18 protein-coding genes are annotated in these 17,027 nt (G+C 71.0%); 11 read left to right on the top strand and 7 right to left on the bottom strand.

Translation table 11 applies throughout. From position 1 onward, the window contains the following. The first annotated feature begins 9 nt into the window (after positions 1-9). The 7 genes from M5C96_RS02945 (at position 10) to M5C96_RS02915 (ending at position 7,464) form a co-directional block, all read left to right on the top strand. Entirely contained in the window at positions 10-2,439 is a 2,430-nt protein-coding gene (locus tag M5C96_RS02945; RefSeq protein ID WP_272567038.1) for a bifunctional salicylyl-CoA 5-hydroxylase/oxidoreductase, read from the top strand. 4 nt (positions 2,440-2,443) lie between these two features. Beyond that, on the top strand, positions 2,444-2,944 hold the full coding sequence (locus M5C96_RS02940; protein WP_272567036.1) for a MarR family winged helix-turn-helix transcriptional regulator: 501 nt from the start codon (positions 2,444-2,446) through the stop codon (positions 2,942-2,944). Further along, positions 2,941-3,795: an enoyl-CoA hydratase family protein gene (locus M5C96_RS02935; protein ID WP_272567034.1), complete on the top strand. Its 855-nt coding sequence runs from the start codon at positions 2,941-2,943 to the stop codon at positions 3,793-3,795. The genes M5C96_RS02940 and M5C96_RS02935 overlap by 4 nt, the downstream gene beginning before the upstream one ends. 4 nt (positions 3,796-3,799) lie before the next feature. Next, positions 3,800-5,101 carry an acyl-CoA dehydrogenase family protein gene (locus M5C96_RS02930; RefSeq protein ID WP_272567033.1) on the top strand — a complete coding sequence of 434 codons (1,302 nt, stop codon included), beginning with the start codon at positions 3,800-3,802 and terminating at the stop codon, positions 5,099-5,101. Continuing rightward, positions 5,098-6,777 carry an AMP-binding protein gene (locus M5C96_RS02925; protein WP_272567032.1) on the top strand — a complete coding sequence of 560 codons (1,680 nt, stop codon included), beginning with the start codon at positions 5,098-5,100 and terminating at the stop codon, positions 6,775-6,777. Before M5C96_RS02930 ends, M5C96_RS02925 begins: the two co-directional genes overlap by 4 nt. A 2-nt stretch (positions 6,778-6,779) precedes the next feature. Beyond that, the gene (locus tag M5C96_RS02920; protein WP_442867381.1) at positions 6,780-7,175 is read left to right on the top strand and encodes a RidA family protein; all 396 of its coding nucleotides are present in this window, start codon (positions 6,780-6,782) and stop codon (positions 7,173-7,175) included. Between the two features lie 118 nt (positions 7,176-7,293). Continuing rightward, complete coding sequence (locus M5C96_RS02915) at positions 7,294-7,464, top strand: hypothetical protein (RefSeq protein ID WP_272567028.1); 171 nt, start codon at positions 7,294-7,296, stop codon at positions 7,462-7,464. Positions 7,465-7,572: 108 nt separating this feature from the next. Here the strand turns inward: M5C96_RS02915 and M5C96_RS02910 are convergent, their stop codons facing one another. Both M5C96_RS02910 and M5C96_RS02905 read right to left on the bottom strand, forming a co-directional pair. Beyond that, positions 7,573-7,740 (bottom strand): TonB-dependent receptor, encoded by a 168-nt coding sequence (locus tag M5C96_RS02910; RefSeq protein WP_272567027.1) that lies wholly within the window; start codon positions 7,738-7,740, stop codon positions 7,573-7,575. A gap of 6 nt (positions 7,741-7,746) precedes the next feature. Next, a complete protein-coding gene (locus M5C96_RS02905; protein ID WP_272567025.1) occupies positions 7,747-8,634 on the bottom strand; it encodes a class I SAM-dependent methyltransferase in 888 nt (295 codons plus the stop codon). 74 nt (positions 8,635-8,708) lie between these two features. Between M5C96_RS02905 and M5C96_RS02900 the strand changes: the two genes are divergently transcribed. Then, positions 8,709-9,143, top strand: a complete 435-nt coding sequence (locus tag M5C96_RS02900; protein ID WP_272567022.1) for a helix-turn-helix domain-containing protein — start codon at positions 8,709-8,711, stop codon at positions 9,141-9,143. A gap of 71 nt (positions 9,144-9,214) precedes the next feature. Continuing rightward, the gene (locus tag M5C96_RS02895; RefSeq protein WP_272567020.1) at positions 9,215-9,763 is read left to right on the top strand and encodes a hypothetical protein; all 549 of its coding nucleotides are present in this window, start codon (positions 9,215-9,217) and stop codon (positions 9,761-9,763) included. Positions 9,764-9,778: 15 nt separating this feature from the next. Here the strand turns inward: M5C96_RS02895 and M5C96_RS02890 are convergent, their stop codons facing one another. Further along, entirely contained in the window at positions 9,779-10,465 is a 687-nt protein-coding gene (locus tag M5C96_RS02890) for a DNA-3-methyladenine glycosylase I (protein ID WP_272567019.1), read from the bottom strand. Positions 10,466-10,560: 95 nt separating this feature from the next. Between M5C96_RS02890 and M5C96_RS02885 the strand changes: the two genes are divergently transcribed. Together M5C96_RS02885 and M5C96_RS02880 are read left to right on the top strand one after the other, a co-directional pair. Then, positions 10,561-11,775: an aminopeptidase gene (locus M5C96_RS02885; RefSeq protein ID WP_272567018.1), complete on the top strand. Its 1,215-nt coding sequence runs from the start codon at positions 10,561-10,563 to the stop codon at positions 11,773-11,775. After that, positions 11,768-12,076 carry a polyhydroxyalkanoic acid system family protein gene (locus M5C96_RS02880; protein ID WP_272567016.1) on the top strand — a complete coding sequence of 103 codons (309 nt, stop codon included), beginning with the start codon at positions 11,768-11,770 and terminating at the stop codon, positions 12,074-12,076. Before M5C96_RS02885 ends, M5C96_RS02880 begins: the two co-directional genes overlap by 8 nt. An 80-nt stretch (positions 12,077-12,156) precedes the next feature. Here the strand turns inward: M5C96_RS02880 and M5C96_RS02875 are convergent, their stop codons facing one another. The 4 genes from M5C96_RS02875 to M5C96_RS02860 all read right to left on the bottom strand — a co-directional run bounded on the left by M5C96_RS02875 (position 12,157) and on the right by M5C96_RS02860 (position 16,998). Further along, positions 12,157-12,411, bottom strand: a complete 255-nt coding sequence (locus tag M5C96_RS02875) for an acyl-CoA-binding protein (RefSeq protein WP_272567015.1) — start codon at positions 12,409-12,411, stop codon at positions 12,157-12,159. Positions 12,412-12,520: 109 nt separating this feature from the next. Further along, positions 12,521-14,374 (bottom strand): methyl-accepting chemotaxis protein, encoded by a 1,854-nt coding sequence (locus M5C96_RS02870; protein WP_272567013.1) that lies wholly within the window; start codon positions 14,372-14,374, stop codon positions 12,521-12,523. A gap of 156 nt (positions 14,375-14,530) precedes the next feature. Continuing rightward, positions 14,531-15,634 (bottom strand): M14 family metallopeptidase, encoded by a 1,104-nt coding sequence (locus M5C96_RS02865; RefSeq protein WP_272567010.1) that lies wholly within the window; start codon positions 15,632-15,634, stop codon positions 14,531-14,533. 158 nt (positions 15,635-15,792) lie between these two features. After that, positions 15,793-16,998: a M20 aminoacylase family protein gene (locus M5C96_RS02860; protein WP_272567009.1), complete on the bottom strand. Its 1,206-nt coding sequence runs from the start codon at positions 16,996-16,998 to the stop codon at positions 15,793-15,795. Positions 16,999-17,027 lie beyond the last annotated feature (29 nt).

Raw genomic sequence — 17,027 nt, 5'->3', positions numbered from 1 at the left:
TGCTTTCACATGAACATCCTGTGCATCGGCGGTGGTCCCGCCGGCCTTTATTTCGCCCTGCTGATGAAGCGGCAGGACCCGGCGCACCGCGTCGTGGTGGTGGAGCGCAACCGGCCGTTCGACACCTTCGGCTGGGGCGTGGTGCTGTCGGACCAGACGCTGGCCAACCTGCAGGCGGCCGATCCCGAAACCGCCGCGCAGATCGGCGACGCGTTCAACCACTGGGACGACGTGGCGGTGTTCCTGCGCGGGCGCAGCGTGCGCTCCAGCGGCCACGGCTTTTGCGGCATCGGGCGCAAGCGGCTGCTCAACATCCTGCAGGAGCGCTGCCTGGCGCTGTGCGTGGAGCTGGTGTTCGAGACCGACGTGGCCGACGACCAGGCGCTCGCCGCGCGCTACCGAGCCGACCTGGTGATCGCCAGCGACGGCCTGAACAGCCGCATCCGCACGCGCTATGCCGAGGTCTTCCAGCCCGACATCGACCTGCGCCAGTGCCGCTTCGTCTGGCTGGGCACGCACCAGAAGTTCGAGGCCTTCACCTTCGCGTTCGAAGAGACCGAGCACGGCTGGTTCCAGGCGCACGCCTACCAGTTCGACGCCGACACCTCCACCTTCATCGTCGAGACGCCCGAGGCCGTGTGGCAGGCCCACGGGCTGGACCGCATGGAGCAGCCCGAGGCCATCGCCTTCTGCGAGCGGCTTTTCGCGCCCTACCTGGGCGGGCACGCGCTCATCAGCAACGCCACGCACCTGCGCGGCTCGGCCAACTGGATCCGCTTTCCGCGCGTGATCTGCCGCACCTGGGTGCACCGCGAAACCATCGGCGGCAAGGCGGTGCCCATCGTGCTGATGGGCGATGCCGCGCACACGGCGCATTTCTCGATCGGCAGCGGCACCAAGCTCGCGCTGGAAGACGCCATCGACCTGGCCCAGACCCTGGCCACCGGCGCGACCCTGGAGCAGGCGCTGCACGACTACGAGGCGCGCCGCAGCGTCGAGGTGCTCAAGATCCAGAACGCCGCGCGCAACTCCACCGAGTGGTTCGAGAACGTGGCGCGCTACAGCCGGCTGCCGGTGGAGCAGTTCGCGTATTCGCTGCTCACGCGCAGTCAGCGCATCAGCCACGAGAACCTGCGCCTGCGCGATGCGTGCTGGCTGGAGGGCTACGAGGCCTGGCTGGCCCAGGCGCGCCCCAGGGTCGGCGCGGCGCCCGCCCCGGCACCCGCCGGCGTGCCCGGCGACAGCAGCGCCGCGGTGCCGCCCATGCTCACGGCCTTCACGCTGCGCGGCCTCACGCTCGATAACCGCATCGTCGTCTCGCCCATGGCCACCTACAGCGCGGTCGAGGGCGTGCCGCAGGACTTCCACCTGGTGCACCTGGGCGCCCGCGCCCTCGGCGGCGCGGCGCTGGTGATGGTGGAGATGACCGCCCCCACGCCCGACGGCCGCATCACCCCCGCCTGCACCGGGCTGTGGAACGATATGCAGCAGGCCGCATTCACGCGCATCGTGGATTTCGTGCACGGCAGCAGCCGCGCGAAGATCGGCCTGCAGCTGGGCCACAGCGGCCCCAAGGGCTCCACGCGCGTGGGCTGGGAGGGCACGGACGAGCCCCTGCCCGAGGGCGATCCGCACGGCAACTGGCCGCTGCGCGCCGCCAGCGCCCTGCCCTACGGCCCGCAGAACCAGACGCCCGCCGCGCTGACGCGCGCCGACATGGACGCGCTCACCGCCGCCTTCGTGGCCAGCGCCCGGCGCGCCGCCGCTTGCGGCTTCGACTGGCTGGAGCTGCACTGCGCGCACGGCTACCTGCTGGCCAGCTTCATCAGCCCGCTCACCAACCAGCGCACCGACGAATACGGCGGCAGCCTGGAAAACCGCTGCCGCTACCCGCTCGAGGTGTTCGCGGCGGTGCGCGCCGTGTGGCCCGCCGAGCGCCCCATGAGCGTGCGCATCTCGGCCCACGACTGGGCGCCCGGCGGCACCACGCCGGACGACGCCGTGGCGATGGCGCGGTGGTTCAAGGCCGCGGGCTGCGACCTGATCGACGTCTCCTCCGGCCAGACCACGCGCGCCGCCCGGCCGGTGTACGGGCGCATGTACCAGACGCCGTTCGCCGACCGCATCCGCAACGAGGTGGAGATCGCCACCATGGCCGTGGGCGCCATCAGCGAAGCCGACCATGCCAACAGCATCATCGCCGCCGGCCGCGCCGACCTGTGCGCCCTCGCCCGCCCGCACCTGGCCGACCCGGCCTGGACGCTGCACGCCGCCGCGCAACTGGGCGAGACGGCCAGTCGCCACGTGCACTGGCCGCGCCCCTACGGCCCGGGCCGCGACCAGCTGCTGCGCGAGGCCTCCAAGCAAAAACAGGCCCCAGCGCAATCGATACTAGGGCATAACGCTATTAAAACAATAGCAAACGATGCGCTGGACTGAAACGATGGACCTCGAAGCCCGCCTGCACGGCGCCGCTCCCAGCGAGCACCCCGAGGCCCTGCGCCTGTGGCTGCGCCTGCTCACCTGCACGCAACTGGTGGAAAAGCAGGTGCGCACCCGCCTGCGCGACCAGTTCGGCACCACGCTGCCGCGCTTCGACCTGATGGCGCAACTCGAACGCGCGCCCGAGGGCCTGAAGATGAAGGACCTCTCGCGCCGCATGATGGTCACGAGCGGCAACGTCACCGGCATCACCGACCAGCTCGTCGCCGAAGGGCTGGTGGAACGCGTGGATGTGGCGGGCGACCGCCGCGTGTTCCTCGTGCGGCTCACGCCGCGCGGGCGCGAACAGTTCGACGCGATGGCCCACGCGCACGCGCAGTGGATCGTCGAGGCCTTCGGCCCGCTCGGCGAGCGCGACATCGCCAGCCTGCACCGGCTGCTCGGCAAGGTGAAGGCCCACGCCCAGGCAGCCACCCCCACCCTCCAGGAAACCAACGCATGAAGCACTACATCTCCGCGGGCAACCCCATGCGCCTGCAGTTCGAGCCCCGGGCCCCCTACGCGGCGCGGCACTTCGCCTGGCAGTTCGACCGCGGCGTGGGCACCATCACGCTGGACCGGCCCGAGCGCAAGAACCCGCTGACCTTCCAGAGCTATGCCGAACTGCGCGACTTCTTCGGCGCGCTGCGCACGGCGACCGACGTGAAGGCCGTGGTGGTGACCGGCGCGGGCGGCAACTTCTGCTCGGGCGGCGACGTGCACGAAATCATCGGCCCGCTCACCGGCATGACCATGCCCGAACTGCTGGAGTTCACGCGCATGACGGGCGACCTGGTCAAGGCCATCCGCGCCTGCCCGCAGCCGGTGCTGGGCGCCATCGACGGCATCTGCGCCGGCGCCGGCGCCATGGTGGCGCTGGCCTGCGACCTGCGCTACGGCACGCCCGCCGCACGCACCGCGTTCCTGTTCACCCGCGTGGGCCTGGCCGGCGCCGACATGGGCGCCTGCGCGCTGCTGCCGCGCATGATCGGGCAGGGCCGCGCCTCCGAGCTGCTGTTCACCGGCCGCGCGATGACCGCGCAGGAAGGGCTGGCCTGGGGCTTCTTCAACGGCCTGCACGAATCGGCCGACCTGCTCGCCCACGTGCAGGCCGCGGCCCGCTCGCTGGCCGAGGGCCCCACCTTCGCGCACGGCATGACCAAGACCATGCTGGGCCAGGAGTGGAGCATGACCATCGACCAGGCCATCGAGGCCGAGGCCCAGGCGCAGGCCATCTGCATGCAGACGCAGGACTTCCGCCGCGCCTACGAGGCGTTCGCGGCCAAGCAGAAACCCGTGTTCGCGGGGGATTGAGGCCATGCACGCCGCCACGCCCCCCGCGCCCACCGCCCCGCCCACGGCGCACCTCGCCCTGCCGTTCTTCGGCGAAGCCCACCGGGCATTGATGGATGGCCTCGTGCCCTGGGCCGCCGCGCAGGCGGTGGACGAATCCGACGACCGCGCCGCCTGCCGCGAGTGGGTGCGCCGCCTGGGCGACGGCGGCTGGCTGCGCTACTGCGTGCCCGCCGCGCACGGCGGCGCGCTGGCCGAACTCGATTCCCGCGCGCTGGTGCTGCTGCGCGAGACCCTGGCCTACCACTCGCCCCTGGCCGACTTCGCCTTCGCCATGCAGGGCCTGGGCAGCGGCGCCATCACGCTGGCCGGCAGCGCCGCGCAGCAGGCACGCTACCTGCCCGCGGTGGCACGCGGCGAGAAGATCGCCGCCTTCGCGCTCAGCGAGCCCGAGGCCGGCTCCGACGTTGGCGCTATGAAAACAATAGCGATACAGGCAAACAATCCGCCGGCATCGGGCCCGAATGGCTCCGATACCGCGGGCGATGCCATGGGCGCCTACACGCTGAACGGCACCAAGACGTGGATCAGCAACGGCGGCATCGCCGACTTCTACTGCGTCTTCGCCAAGACCGACCCGGCCGGCGGCACGCGCGGCATCAGCGCCTTCATCGTCGATGCGCCCACGCCGGGCCTGGACGATTCGCGCCACATCCAGGTGATGGCGCCGCACCCGCTGGCCACGCTGGCGTTCGACGGCTGCACCGTGCCGGCCGATGCGCTGCTGGGTGAGCTGCACGGCGGCTTCAAGCTGGCCATGCGCACGCTGGACATCTTTCGCGCCTCGGTGGCGGGCGCCGCGTTGGGGCTGGCGCGGCGCGCGCTCGTCGAGGCGGTGCACCATGCGCGCACGCGCCGCATGTTCGGCCAGACGCTGGGCGACTTCCAGCTCACGCAGGCCAAGCTGGGCGAGATGGCGGCGCTGGTCGATGGCGCGGCGCTGCTCACGTACCGGGCGGCCTGGATGCGCGACGAGAGCTTGCTATCTGGGCGGGCGGGCAACGCCACCGAGGCTCGCCATCGCAGCGTCGCCGCAGAGGCCCGGAATCGCAGCGTCGCCGCTGCGATGGCCAAGATGACCGCCACCGAGAACGCCCAGCGCGTGATCGACATGGCCCTGCAAATGCACGGCGGGCGCGGCGTCGAGGTGGGCGCCAAGATCGAATCGCTGTACCGCGACATCCGCGCGCTGCGCATCTACGAAGGCGCCACCGAGGTACAGCAACTCATCATCGGCAAAGCCGTCTTGCAGGAGCAGCAGGCATGACCCAGAGCGCACAGACCGACACTTTCGTCCACGACCGCCTGCCGCCGCGCGAGCAGTGGCCCGCGCTGCACTACGACCTGCCCTCGCTGCAGGTGCCGGCGCAGGCCAACCTCGTGCAGGTGCTGTTTGAGCGCGCCGCGCAGGCCGGCCACGGCGGGCGGCCGCTGCTGCGCTCGCCCACGCGCACCTGGACCTACGCGCAGGCGCAGGACGAGGTCGCGCGCATCGCCCGCGTGCTGGTGGACGGCCTGGGCCTGGTGCCCGGCAACCGCGTGCTGCTGCGCGGCGGCAACACGCCCGAGATGGCGCTCGCCTGGCTGGCCGTGGTGCATGCCGGGCTGGTGGCCGTGGCCACCATGCCGCTGCTGCGCGCGCGGGAGCTGTCCGACGTGATCGAGCGCGCCCAGCCCGCCGCCGCGCTGTGCGACGGCCGGCTGCTGGACGAGCTGCAGGCCGCGCAGGCGCAGCACCCGGTGCTGCGCGCCATCGTGCCCTTCCACACCGCGCCGGCGGCCGATGACCTGCTGGTGCGCGCGGCCGGCTGCGCGCCGCTGCACGCATGCCCCACCGCGGCGGACGACATCACGCTCATGGCCTTCACCTCGGGCACCACGGGGCACCCGAAAGCGCCGGTGCACAGCCACCGCGACGTGCTCGCCGCCTGCGGCGCGTGGCCGCACCACGTGCTGCGCTCCACGCCCGAGGACATCGTGGTCGGATCGCCGCCGCTGGCCTTCACCTTCGGGCTGGGCGGGCTGCTGCTCTTTCCCATGGCCGCCTGCGCGAGCGTGTACTTCCCCGACGTGCCCTACACCCCCGAGGTGATGGTGCGGCTGATGCGCGAGGTGGGCGCCACCGTCTGCTATACCGCGCCCACCTTCTACCGGCAGATGGCGCCCTTCGCCAAGGCCCTGGGCCTGCCCGCGCTGCGCACCTGCGTGAGTGCGGGCGAGGCCCTGCCGGACGGCACGCGCCAGCTGTGGAAGGACGCCACCGGCATCGAGATGACCGACGGCATCGGCGCCACCGAGATGTTCCACATCTTCATCTCGTCGGCCGGCAGCGAGGTGCGCCGCGGCGCCATCGGCCGCGTGGTGCCGGGCTACCAGGCCAAGGTGGTGGACGGGCGCGGGCGCGAGCTGCCCCGCGGCACGGTCGGCAAGCTCGCCGTGATCGGCCCCACGGGCTGCCGCTACCTGGACGATGCGCGCCAGGCCCACTACGTGAAGAACGGCTGGAACCACCCCGGCGACGCCTTCGTGCAGGACGCCGACGGCTACTTCTTCTACCAGGCGCGCGACGACGACATGATCATCACGGCCGGCTACAACGTGGGCGGCCCCGAGGTCGAGGATGCCCTGCTGCGCCACCCCGCCGTGGCCGAGTGCGCCGTGATCGGCGTGCCCGACGACGAGCGCGGCATGGTCGTCAAGGCCATCTGCGTGCTGCGCCCCGGCCATGCCGGCGACGACGCCCTGGCCAAGGCGCTGCAGGACCACGTGAAGGCCAGCATCGCCCCCTTCAAATACCCGCGCATCGTGGAGTTCGCCACCGCCCTGCCGCGCACCGAGACCGGCAAGCTGCAGCGCTTCAAGCTGCGCCAGGCCGCCGCGCTGGCCCGCGACAGCGCGGCCGCTGCGGCCGCCAACGCCCCACTTCCATCCCCCAAGACATGACCCTGCACACCCGACTGCAACCGCCCGACTGGGCGCCCCCCAAGGGCTACGCCAATGGCGTGGCCGCCCGCGGCACGCTGCTCTTCGTGGGTGGCCAGATCGGCTGGAACGCCCGCCAGGAGTTCGAGAGCGACGACTTCATCGTCCAGGCCCGCCAGACCTTCCTGAACGTGCGCGCCGTGCTGGAGGCCGGCGGCGCCGGTCCCGAGCACCTGGTGCGCATGACCTGGTACGTGGTGGACCGCGAGGAATACAACGCGCGCCTGAAAGAGCTTGGCACGGCCTACCGCGAGGTGCTGGGCCGGCACTTTCCGGCCATGGCCTGCGTGCAGGTCGCCGGCCTCATGGAAGCGCGCGCGCGCATCGAGATCGAGGCCACCGCGGTGCTGCCGGACTGAGCGCGGCCCCCTGCACTTCCCAGCGCCCCGGCAGGGGCGGAAACGGCCCGCACCGGGCACGGCTGCACGATGTGGCCTAATAGCGTGTTTTTCACTTTTCTCTCCAGGAGCCTCCCAAATGGGCAACAAGATCGTTACCGAAGCCGACCGCAAGCGCACCCCCCGTCCCCAGCCACTGCCCGGCGTGACCCTGGCCACCCCCGGTCGCGGCCAGCGCGTGAGCCTGGAGCGTGGCGTCGCCACCCGCAGCAAGAAGAACCCCGGCAAGCGCTCCAAGAAGGGCGGCTGAAAAGCCCCCTTCGCGCCCAGCGCAACGCCAAAGCCCTCTTCCGAGGGCTTTTTTCATGGTGCGATGGGTGGCGACCCGACGCGGCGGCGCCGAGCTCGGCCCGCCGGCTCAGAACCGGTAGCGCGCCGTCACCTGCGCACTGCGCGGCGCGCCGTACATGCCCGAGTACCACCAGCCCGACATCGCGGCGATGTACTTGCGGTCGAACACGTTCTGCACGTTCAGCGCGACCGACAGGCGATCGCTCACTCCGTAGCGGGCCAGGAGGCGGGCCACGGCCCTCTAACGCCAGCCTTGCGTGCCACCCGCCGCGGCCTGTGCGGCGATCCGCCAGCAGGCCGCGCCGAAGCGCACGACCTCGCCCTGCACGTAGGGCTCGAAAGCCGCTCGCGCGGCCGCGACGACCCGGGTGCGGGTCGGCCCGTCGGCGCTGCGCAGGGCCAGGCCGACCGGGCCGAGGCCGGTGAAATAAGGCACCAGTTCGTCGCGCCGCAGCGTGCAGACGACATCCAGGGGCTCGATCTCGATGCCGGCCCAGCCACTGGCCGGCAGGATGCCCGCCACCCGCTCGCGGTCCGCGAACGCGAACTGGCCCGGCGCATCCGGCTGGCGCACGGGCAGGCCCGGCAGCAGCGGGGCCGCGGCGCGTTCGGCGGCCGTCATGAAGGGGTTCTCCGCCGCGCTGCGCCACGCGATGGCGCACAGGCTGGCGCCGGGGCGCGCCGCGCGGCGCAGGTTCGCGAACGCCGCCACCGGGTCGCCGAAGAACATGACGCCGAAGCGCGACACCAGCCGATCCACGGAAGCCGGCGCGAACGCATGGGTCTGCGCATCGGCACAGACGAAGTCCGCGCGGGGCGCCGTCAGCCCCTCGCGCAGGCCGCGCTGGCGCGCCGCGGCGACCATGGGTGAGGAAAGGTCGATCCCGGTGCAGCGCCCTTCCTCGCCCAGCTGGCGCGCGATGGCCAGCGTGGTGGCCCCGGTGCCGCAGCCGATGTCGAGCACCTGCATGCCGGGCCCCGCGCCAGGGGCATCGGGCACCTCGGCGAGCAGGGCCTCGAAGGGCGCGAACATGCGGTCGAGCAGGGGCTGCGCCTGGACCCAGCCGTGGCCGGCGGCGCCGTTCCAGAGCGCGGCTTGCGGGGAATCGATCGAAATGGGTGGGTTCATGGCGATCTCCTGGGTGCCCGGAAGGGGAGTGAAAGCTAGACTGTGCGACTTCAAGCCGACTTGAGGTCAAGCCCATGGAGATCCTGGACATCGCCGAAGTGGCACGCCGTTCGGGCCTGCCGGCATCGAAGCTGCGCTTCTACGAAGAAAAAGGGCTGATCGCCTCCGTCGGGCGCCACGGCCTGCGGCGGCTGTTCGATGCGGGCGTGGTGGAGCGGCTCGCGCTCGTCGCGCTCGGGCGCGCGGCCGGCTTCTCGCTGGACGCCATCGGGCAGATGTTCGGCCGCGACGGCCAGCCGCGCATCGACCGCGACCGGCTCCTGGCCCAGGCCGACGACCTGGACACCACCATCCGCCAGCTCACCGCCATGCGCGACGGTCTGCAGCACGCCGCGCGCTGCAAGGCGCCCAGCCACATGGAATGCCCCACCTTCCGGCGCCTCCTGCGCGCCGCCGGGGCGGGGGCTGCCATCGGCCGTCCCAGGCGGCCCGCCGATCCAGGCCGGTGACCCGCCAGGGCCCATGGCCTGCGGCAAAGGGCACAATCGATCCACCCTTTTCCACCTGCCGGGACCGCACCATGTCCACCCACCTTTCACCGAACGACGCCGGCGCCCTGTACCAGGCGTTGCAGGCGGGCCCGCTGGCCGGAAGCCCCATCACGGCGCTGCGCATCGGAGCGGGCCACTCGTCCATCGCCAGCGGCACCCAGGCCCAGGCCCGGCTGTTGCGCACACTGGAAGTGGGCTACTACGCCACGGCCGCCGCGTGCTTTCGCCACGATCCCCCGGCCGAGGGCGAACTGGAGCATGCCATCCAGGTGGTGGAAGAGGCCGTGATGCCCGTGCACGCGGTGCTGCCGCCGGGCACCACGCTCTACACGGCGGATGCCGGCATCCGGCAGGTGGCGCTGGCGGCCGGCATCGAAGCGCAGCCCGAGATGACGCTGCCGCTCGATGCCGTGGAGCGCACCTTCCACCGCCTGGCCGCCGTGGCCCTGGGCCGCCCACCCGCCCAGGAAGGGCTGCCGGAGGGCTCCGCCTTCGCCGCCACGCTGCTCATCCTGCGCGAATGCATGCAGCACCTGGGCTTCGACCGCATCGTGATCCGCTCCGACACGGTGGTGTAGCCCGCGGCCCGGTGATCAGCCCGGACCGGGCACCACGAACGCCGCACGCGCCGCCTGGGCCGCCGCGCGCACGCTGCAGCCTTCGAAGTGGTCGTTGACCAGCCCCATGGCCTGCATGAAGGCATAGACCGTGGTGGGGCCGACGAAGCTGAAACCCCGCTTTTTCAAGTCCTTGGACATCGCCACCGAAGCCGGCGTGGTGGGCATGGCGCGCACCGACTCCAGCGTGATGCGGCCGGGGCGCCCCTCGGCGGCGGCCGGAGCGAAACGCCACACGTAGTGCGCCAGCGAGCCGAACTCGCGACGCAGCTCCAGCACGCGCTGCGCGTTCTGGATGGCCGACTCGATCTTGCCGCGGTGGCGCACGATGCCGGCATCGCCCAGCAGCCGCTGCACCTCGGCCGCACCGAAGCGCGCCACCTGCTCGGCATCGAAATGGGCGAACCCGGCGCGAAAGGCTTCGCGCTTGTTCAGGATGGTGAGCCAGCTCAGGCCCGCCTGGAAGCCTTCCAGGCACAGCTTTTCATACAGGCGCCGGTCGTCCGCGACCGGAAAGCCCCATTCATGGTCGTGGTAGTGGCGGTAGAGCGGCGTGGCACTGCACCATTGGCAGAGGGCGCATCCGGACTCGTCGGTGAACAGGCCGGTGTCCGGACTGGGAGACGGGTGGGCGGAAACGGGAGCGGAAAGAGGCGCGGGCATGCCGGGATTCTGCCCGCGCCCCGAACGCGGGGGCACCTGGCGGCGCACAGTGGCTTTCGCTATCCTTGGCCCACCGACCGCCGACCCATTGCCGAATGCCCCTGCCACCCTTTCCCCAGTCACCCTTGCGGTCGCCCCGCCCCCTGCTGCTGGCCGCCTCGCTCCTGCTCTCCGGCTGCGCCAGCACGGGGCAATCGCTGGCGTACTACTGGCAGTCGGTGCGCGGGCACCTGCAGCTCATGCACGCGGCCGAGCCCATCGACACGTGGCTCGCGCGGGGCGACACCTCGCAGCCGCTGCGCGATCGCCTGCAGCTGTCGCAGGAGGCCCGGCGCTTCGCCGTGACCGAACTGGCGCTGCCCGACAACGCCAGCTACCGGCGTTATGCCGACCTGGGCCGCCGCGCGGCCGCGTGGAACGTGGTGGCCGCGCCGCCCGATTCGCTCACGCTGCACCGCTGGTGCTTTCCGATCACAGGGTGCATCGGCTACCGCGGCTATTTCAACGAGGCCGATGCGCGCGCCGAGGCCGCGCTTCTCGCCACGCAAGGCCTGGAAGTGGGCGTGTACGGCGTGCCGGCGTATTCCACCCTGGGCTACATGAACTGGGCGGGCGGCGACCCGCTGCTCAACACCTTCATCGGCTGGCCCGAGGGCGAGTTCGTGCGGCTGCTCTTCCACGAGCTGGCGCACCAGGTCGTGTACGCCCATGGCGACACGCTGTTCAATGAATCGTTCGCCACCGCCGTGGAGCGCCTGGGCGTGGCGCGCTGGCTGGCCGAGCGCGCCACACCGCAGGCGCGGGCCGACTATGCACGCGGCGATGGCCGCCGCAACGCGTTCCGTGCGCTCACACGGGCCGCCCGCGAGCGGTTGGCCGCCGTCTACGCGGCCCATGGGCCCCGTGCTTCGGAAGCCCCGGCCCCGGCCTCCACCGCTGCGGTGGTTGAGGCGACCGAAAACGCCGCTGCCAGCGCGGAGATGGCGACCTCGAAACAGGAGGCCATGCAAGCGTTTCGCGCCGATTACGCCGCCCTGCGCGCCCGCTGGATCGCCGAGGACGGCGCCCCCCCCGCGCAACTGGCGGGCTACGACCGATGGGTGGCAGAGGCCAACAACGCCACGTTCGGCGCGCAGGCCGCCTACGACGAATGGGTGCCGGCCTTCGAGGCGCTGTTCGAGCGCGAAGGCCGCGAATGGCCGCGCTTTTATGATGCAGTGAAACGCCTCGCGGCCCTGCCGCACGAACAACGCCAGGCCGCCATGCGCGCCCTGCTGCCCACGCCATCCCCGGAGAAGCCCCTTGCCTGACATCCACATCCAACGCCCCCACCGGCTCGGCCTGCCCGAGGCCCGAAAGATCGCCGGCCTGTGGGCCCAGAAAGCCCAGGCCAAGTTCGACATGGAATGCGCCTACGAAGAAGGCACGGCGCAGGACACGCTGCGCTTTCAGCGCCCGGGCATCGAAGGCACGCTGCAGGTGCATGCCGACCGCTTCGAACTGCAGGCGGAGCTGGGCTTCCTGTTCAGCGCCTTCAAGAACCGTATCGCCGCCGAGATCGATGGGCAGTTCGACAAGCTGCTGGGCCGGCCGTCGCCCAGCGCGGCCTGAGCCGCATCGGCGACCGCAATAAAAATGCGGGGCCACGCACTGCACGGCCCCGCATGGAAACGCTGGCGCTCAGTGCGGCGTCAGCTCAGCGATTCGATGAGGTCGATGTACTGCTGGCGGGCGGCATCGCCCTCCGTGCCCTTGAGCTTTTCCCAGGCGTCCCACTTGGCACGGCCGACCACATCGGAAAAGCTCGGCTTCTTCTCGGCGTTGTCGCCCGCCGTGGCCTGCTTGTACAGCGCGTAGATCTTGAGCAGCGTCGGGTTGTCGGGGCGCTCGCTGAGGTTCTTGGACTGGGCGACGGCGGCTTCGAACGCCGTGTTCAGATCGGACATGGAAAAGGTCTCCGTTGGTGGTCGAACTGCCATCTTAGGGCCTCTGTTCCTCCTGCACCCTGGACCGCCCGAAGCACCGCAACCCCCATCGCGTCAGCGCTGCATCCCGTCAAAAGGTTTCCCAGTCGCTCTCGGAGCCGGGCCGGGAGGCCGGCGGCGCAGCGCGCGCTGCCGCCGGTGCCGAAGCGGCCGGTGCAGGCTTGGCTGCGGACGCTGGCGAAGCGGATGGCGGCGCGGTGGGTGGCGATGCAGGCGGCGAGTCCGACGCCTGCGGCCCGGCCTTGGGGGCCACGGCCGGCCCCAGGCGCTTGACCGCCGGCTTGGCGGCGGCGGAAGCCGCGAACCGTGGTGCCGCCACCGGCGCGGCGCGGTGCATCGGCGCCGCCGCGGCAGGCAGCACGCCCTCGCCGCCCAGGTGGAACACCGCGGTCGCGCGCACCAGCTCGCTGGCCTGGGCGCTCAGGCTGCTGGCCGCCGCGGCCATCTCCTCGACCAGGGCCGCGTTCTGCTGCGTGGCCTGGTCCACATGCGTGATGGCTTCGCTGATCTGGTCCACGCCGCTGCTTTGCTCGGCGCTGGCCGCGCTGATCTCGCCCATGAGGTCCGTGGCGCGACGGATCGCAGCCACCACCTCGGCCATGGTGTGGCCCGCCTTGTCCACCAGCGCGCTGCCGCGCTCCACACGGTCCACGCTGGCGGTGATGAGCCCCTTGATCTCCTTGGCGGCCTCGGCACTGCGCTGCGCGAGGCTGCGCACCTCCGACGCGACGACCGCGAAGCCCCGGCCCTGCTCGCCCGCGCGGGCCGCCTCCACCGCCGCGTTCAGGGCGAGGATGTTGGTCTGGAAGGCGATGCCATCGATCACGCCGATGATCTCGCCGATCTTGCCGCTGCTGTCCTGGATGCCGCGCATGGTGTCCACCACCTCGGCCACCACTGCGCCACCCTGCTCGGCCACCGAGGAGGCGGTCTGTGCCAGCTCGTTGGCCCGGCGCGCGCTGTCGGCGTTCTGCCGCACGGTGCTGCCCAGTTGCTCCGCCGACGCCGCGGTCTGCTCCAGGGCCGAGGCCTGCCGCTCCGTGCGCGAGGACAGGTCGTGGTTGCCGGCGTCGATCTCGCTGCTGGCGCCGGACACGCTTTCGGCGCTGGTCCGCACGGTCCGCACGACCGTGCCCAGCTGCGCGCTCATGCTGGCCATGGCCGCCATGATGCTGTCCGTGTCCCCCGGCCGCACGGGAATGCGCGAGGCCAGATCGCCCGCCGCCACCGCGTCCGCGACACGCTTGAGCTCCGAAGGGTCGGCGCCGAGCTGCCGCACCACCGTGCGCAGGTAGACGCTCAGGCCGGCCAGGCAGGCCACCACGGCCAGCACCGCGGCCGTCGCCACCGCACGGCCCGTGGCAGCGTATTCCTTCACGTCGTTGATGCGGGAAGACAGGCGCTCGCCCTGGCGGTCCTTTTCCAGGCCCAAGGGCGCCAGCAGGCGGTTGCGGGCGGGGATGGTCTGGTCCACCAGGAAGGCGAAGGCGTCTTCCTTGCGATCGGCCTGGATGAGCGCGAGGTTCTGCTCGCCGGTGGCCCAGAACGCGCGCATGAGCGCGGGCAGGGGCTCGTAGGAGCGGCGTCCCTCGTCGTTGATCATGTTGGCGCCGAACTCGTCGAGCGTCTTTTGCAGCAGCTGGCGCTTTTCGGCGATGTCGGCCAAGGTGGCGTTGCGCTCTTGCGGCGTGCGCGCCAGGATCGAGTGCCGCAGCTGCAGCGACACGCGCGTCACGTTCAGCTCAAGCGCCGCGATCCGCTGCAGCTGCGGCACGTTCCTGGAACGCACCACCTCCGCATCCTCGCTGATCTGCCCCATCATGATCCAGATCGCGACCGCCACCGCACCGAGCAGCAACAGGATGGCCCCGTTGATGAGCATCAGGCGGCGTGCGAGCGTGTTCCGTCCTTGTCGAACCTCCATGGCGATCCCCTCTGCATTTGATTGTTCTGACGGGCCTGCAGCAGGGCGGGCTCACGCGGCGCTGCGGATTGCGCGCGAAGGCCATTGTTCGCGTTATTCAGGGGAAATGCCAGCCCCCCGTGTCGCCATGGATGCCAAGAATCTGTCGCTGCGACGCTATGCCGGGCCGCAAAGTCCGTCCACGGCCTGGAACATCGACTGCCGCGCCTGGCTCACCACCTGGCCTTTCCAGGCATCGGTGTCGGTGTAGAAGGCGGCCAGCATTTGAGCCCTGATCTGCGTTGCCAGCTCAGCCGGAGCCTCCGGATGCAGGTTCAGCCAGTGCTCGGCGCGCAGGGCCTGCATGACCACCAGCACCGGCACGGTGCCGTATTCCATCGCGATGCCGGTGATTTCGGCCTGCGGACATTCGTCGTACACGCTGTTCCACATCAAGCCCGTGAGAAAGGCCGAAGTGGACGAACCGTCGTAGATCGAGGTGACGGGCGTGGCGCCGCCGCCGGCCCACCAGTCGCGCGCGCGCTGCACCGAGGCGGCGTCGTCCCGGCCGGCATAGATGCGCTCGCCGTGGCCGCTCGGCCCCAGGCCCGTGTGCAGATCGATCCAGGCGATGCGACGGGCGTGCTCGCCCTGCTCGCGCAGCACTTGGCGCAAGGTGCGGTTGCTCCAGGTCGGGGCCGTGCCGCCGAAAAACAGCCCGCCCGGAAACTCATGTTGGCCGCGGCTGATGGCGGCCTGCCACGCGGCCTCGCCGCGCTCGGCGATGCAGCGGAACACCGCCTCGCGGTTCTCGGCCGTGGGCGGCCACTGGTCGGGCAGCAGCAGCGGCTGGATCTCGCGGTAGGCCGCGTTCACCGGCAACGGCTGGGCGAAGTCGTGGAAATTGCGGTTCAGGTCCACGTTCTCGTGCGTGGCCCGGCGGATGTGCGAGAAGCCATACGGATTGAGCCCGTGCACGTAGAGCACGGCCACGCCTTGCTCGCGGGCCTTGGCGCGCCAGGCCGCGTCGTGCAGCGCGAACACCTGCACGCCGCTGCCGCAGTAGCCTTCGACCCCATGGCAGGCGCTGCTCACGATGAGCAGGTGCTGCGCGTAGTGGGGGCCGTCGCGCACCACGTCCATCGCCAGCGTCTCGCCGTCGCGCCCCTTGAGCGGGTGCGTGTGCGACTCCACCAGCAATCCGGCGGCGGCCGCGGCCTCCAGGAACTGGGTGCGGGCGAGCGCGTAGCTGGGGGAAAACGCCGGGACGATACCGATCATGAAGATCTCCGTTCAAGGGCCGAGGGGGCTGAAAAAGCAGCGCGAACGCCCCGCCGCAAGCGGCAGGGCCCAGGTGCGCCGGGCACCGGATGCGCAGAAGTAAAAAGGGGGCACACCCCGGCGCCCATGGCGCCAAAGGGGGCGGGAGGCCCAGCGGATCAGCCGGCCGGCCGGGCCAGCCAGCCTTGTGCCAGTTGTACCCAGTAGGTGGCGCCGAGCGGGATCAGGTCGTCGTTGAAGTCGTAGCTCGGGTTGTGCAGCGTGCAGGGGCCGCCGCCATGGCCCATGGCGCGGTGGTCGCCGTCGCCGTTGGCGATGAAGCAATAGGCGCCGGGCTTGGCCTGCAGCATGAAGGCGAAGTCTTCCGCGCCCATGGTGGGTTCCTGCCGCACCACGTTGGCCTCGCCCACGATGCCGGCCATGACCTGGCGCGCGAAATCCGCTTCAGTCGACGAGTTGATGGTGGGCGGGTAGTTGCGCACGAACTCGAACTCGCACGTGGCCTCGTGCGCGGCGCAGATGTGCTCGGCCACCTGCTTCATGCGGCGCTCGATCATGTCCAGCACCTCGACGCTGAAGGTGCGCACCGTGCCCTGCAGTTCGCAGCTGTCGGGCACCACGTTGGTGGCCTCGCCGGTGTGGATCATGGTGACCGAGATCACGCCCGCATCCACCGGCTTCTTGTTGCGGCTGATGATGTTCTGGAAGGCCTGCACCATCAGGCAGGCGATCGGCACGGGATCGGTGCCCATGTGCGGCATGGCCGCGTGGCTGCCCTTGCCGCGGATGACGATCTTGAACTCGTTGCTGGAGGCCATCACCGGGCCGGGGCTCACGGCGAACTGGCCGGCCTTCATGCCGGGCCAGTTGTGCATGCCGAACACGGCCTGCATGGGGAACTGCTCGAACAGCCCGTCCTCGATCATCACGCGGGCACCGCCGCCGCCTTCCTCGGCCGGCTGGAAGATCAGGTACACCGTGCCGTCGAAGTCGCGGTGCTTGGCGAAGTGCTGCGCCGCGGCCAGCAGCATGGCCGTATGGCCGTCGTGGCCGCAGGCGTGCATCTTGCCGGGGTGAGTGCTGGCGTGGGCGAAGGTGTTGAATTCGGTGATGGGCAGCGCGTCGATGTCGGCGCGCAGGCCGATGGCACGGCCCGAGGCGCCGCCGTCGCGCCCGTGCACGATGCCGACCACGCCCGTCTTGCCCAGGCCGCGGTGGATGGGAATGCCCCATTCGGTGAGCTTGCCGGCCACCACGTCGGCGGTGCGGACTTCTTCGAAGCACAGTTCGGGATGCGCGTGGATATCGCGGCGCACGGAGGCGATCGAAGCCGCCTCGGTCACGATGGAATCGATGAGTTTCATAATGTCTGTCTGTTCCTTGCCTTGCGATC

Source organism: Acidovorax sp. GBBC 1281 (assembly GCF_028473645.1).
In the GTDB taxonomy this organism is placed as follows: Bacteria; Pseudomonadota; Gammaproteobacteria; order Burkholderiales; family Burkholderiaceae_C; genus Paracidovorax.
This window is presented reverse-complemented; position numbering and strand designations above follow the sequence as displayed.

Bases quoted from the DNA above. Each gene is read 5' to 3' on its own strand.
- M5C96_RS02945 (WP_272567038.1), top strand. From the start codon at position 10: ATGAACATCCTGTGCATCGGCGGTGGTCCCGCCGGCCTTTATTTCGCC.
- M5C96_RS02875 (WP_272567015.1), bottom strand. From the start codon at position 12,411: ATGTCCGATCTGAACACGGCGTTCGAAGCCGCCGTCGCCCAGTCCAAG.
- M5C96_RS02895 (WP_272567020.1), top strand. From the start codon at position 9,215: ATGTCCACCCACCTTTCACCGAACGACGCCGGCGCCCTGTACCAGGCG.
- M5C96_RS02865 (WP_272567010.1), bottom strand. From the start codon at position 15,634: ATGATCGGTATCGTCCCGGCGTTTTCCCCCAGCTACGCGCTCGCCCGC.
- M5C96_RS02940 (WP_272567036.1), top strand. From the start codon at position 2,444: ATGGACCTCGAAGCCCGCCTGCACGGCGCCGCTCCCAGCGAGCACCCC.
- M5C96_RS02935 (WP_272567034.1), top strand. From the start codon at position 2,941: ATGAAGCACTACATCTCCGCGGGCAACCCCATGCGCCTGCAGTTCGAG.
- M5C96_RS02885 (WP_272567018.1), top strand. From the start codon at position 10,561: ATGCCCCTGCCACCCTTTCCCCAGTCACCCTTGCGGTCGCCCCGCCCC.
- M5C96_RS02870 (WP_272567013.1), bottom strand. From the start codon at position 14,374: ATGGAGGTTCGACAAGGACGGAACACGCTCGCACGCCGCCTGATGCTC.
- M5C96_RS02925 (WP_272567032.1), top strand. From the start codon at position 5,098: ATGACCCAGAGCGCACAGACCGACACTTTCGTCCACGACCGCCTGCCG.
- M5C96_RS02915 (WP_272567028.1), top strand. From the start codon at position 7,294: ATGGGCAACAAGATCGTTACCGAAGCCGACCGCAAGCGCACCCCCCGT.
- M5C96_RS02890 (WP_272567019.1), bottom strand. From the start codon at position 10,465: ATGCCCGCGCCTCTTTCCGCTCCCGTTTCCGCCCACCCGTCTCCCAGT.
- M5C96_RS02905 (WP_272567025.1), bottom strand. From the start codon at position 8,634: ATGAACCCACCCATTTCGATCGATTCCCCGCAAGCCGCGCTCTGGAAC.
- M5C96_RS02900 (WP_272567022.1), top strand. From the start codon at position 8,709: ATGGAGATCCTGGACATCGCCGAAGTGGCACGCCGTTCGGGCCTGCCG.
- M5C96_RS02860 (WP_272567009.1), bottom strand. From the start codon at position 16,998: ATGAAACTCATCGATTCCATCGTGACCGAGGCGGCTTCGATCGCCTCC.
- M5C96_RS02930 (WP_272567033.1), top strand. From the start codon at position 3,800: ATGCACGCCGCCACGCCCCCCGCGCCCACCGCCCCGCCCACGGCGCAC.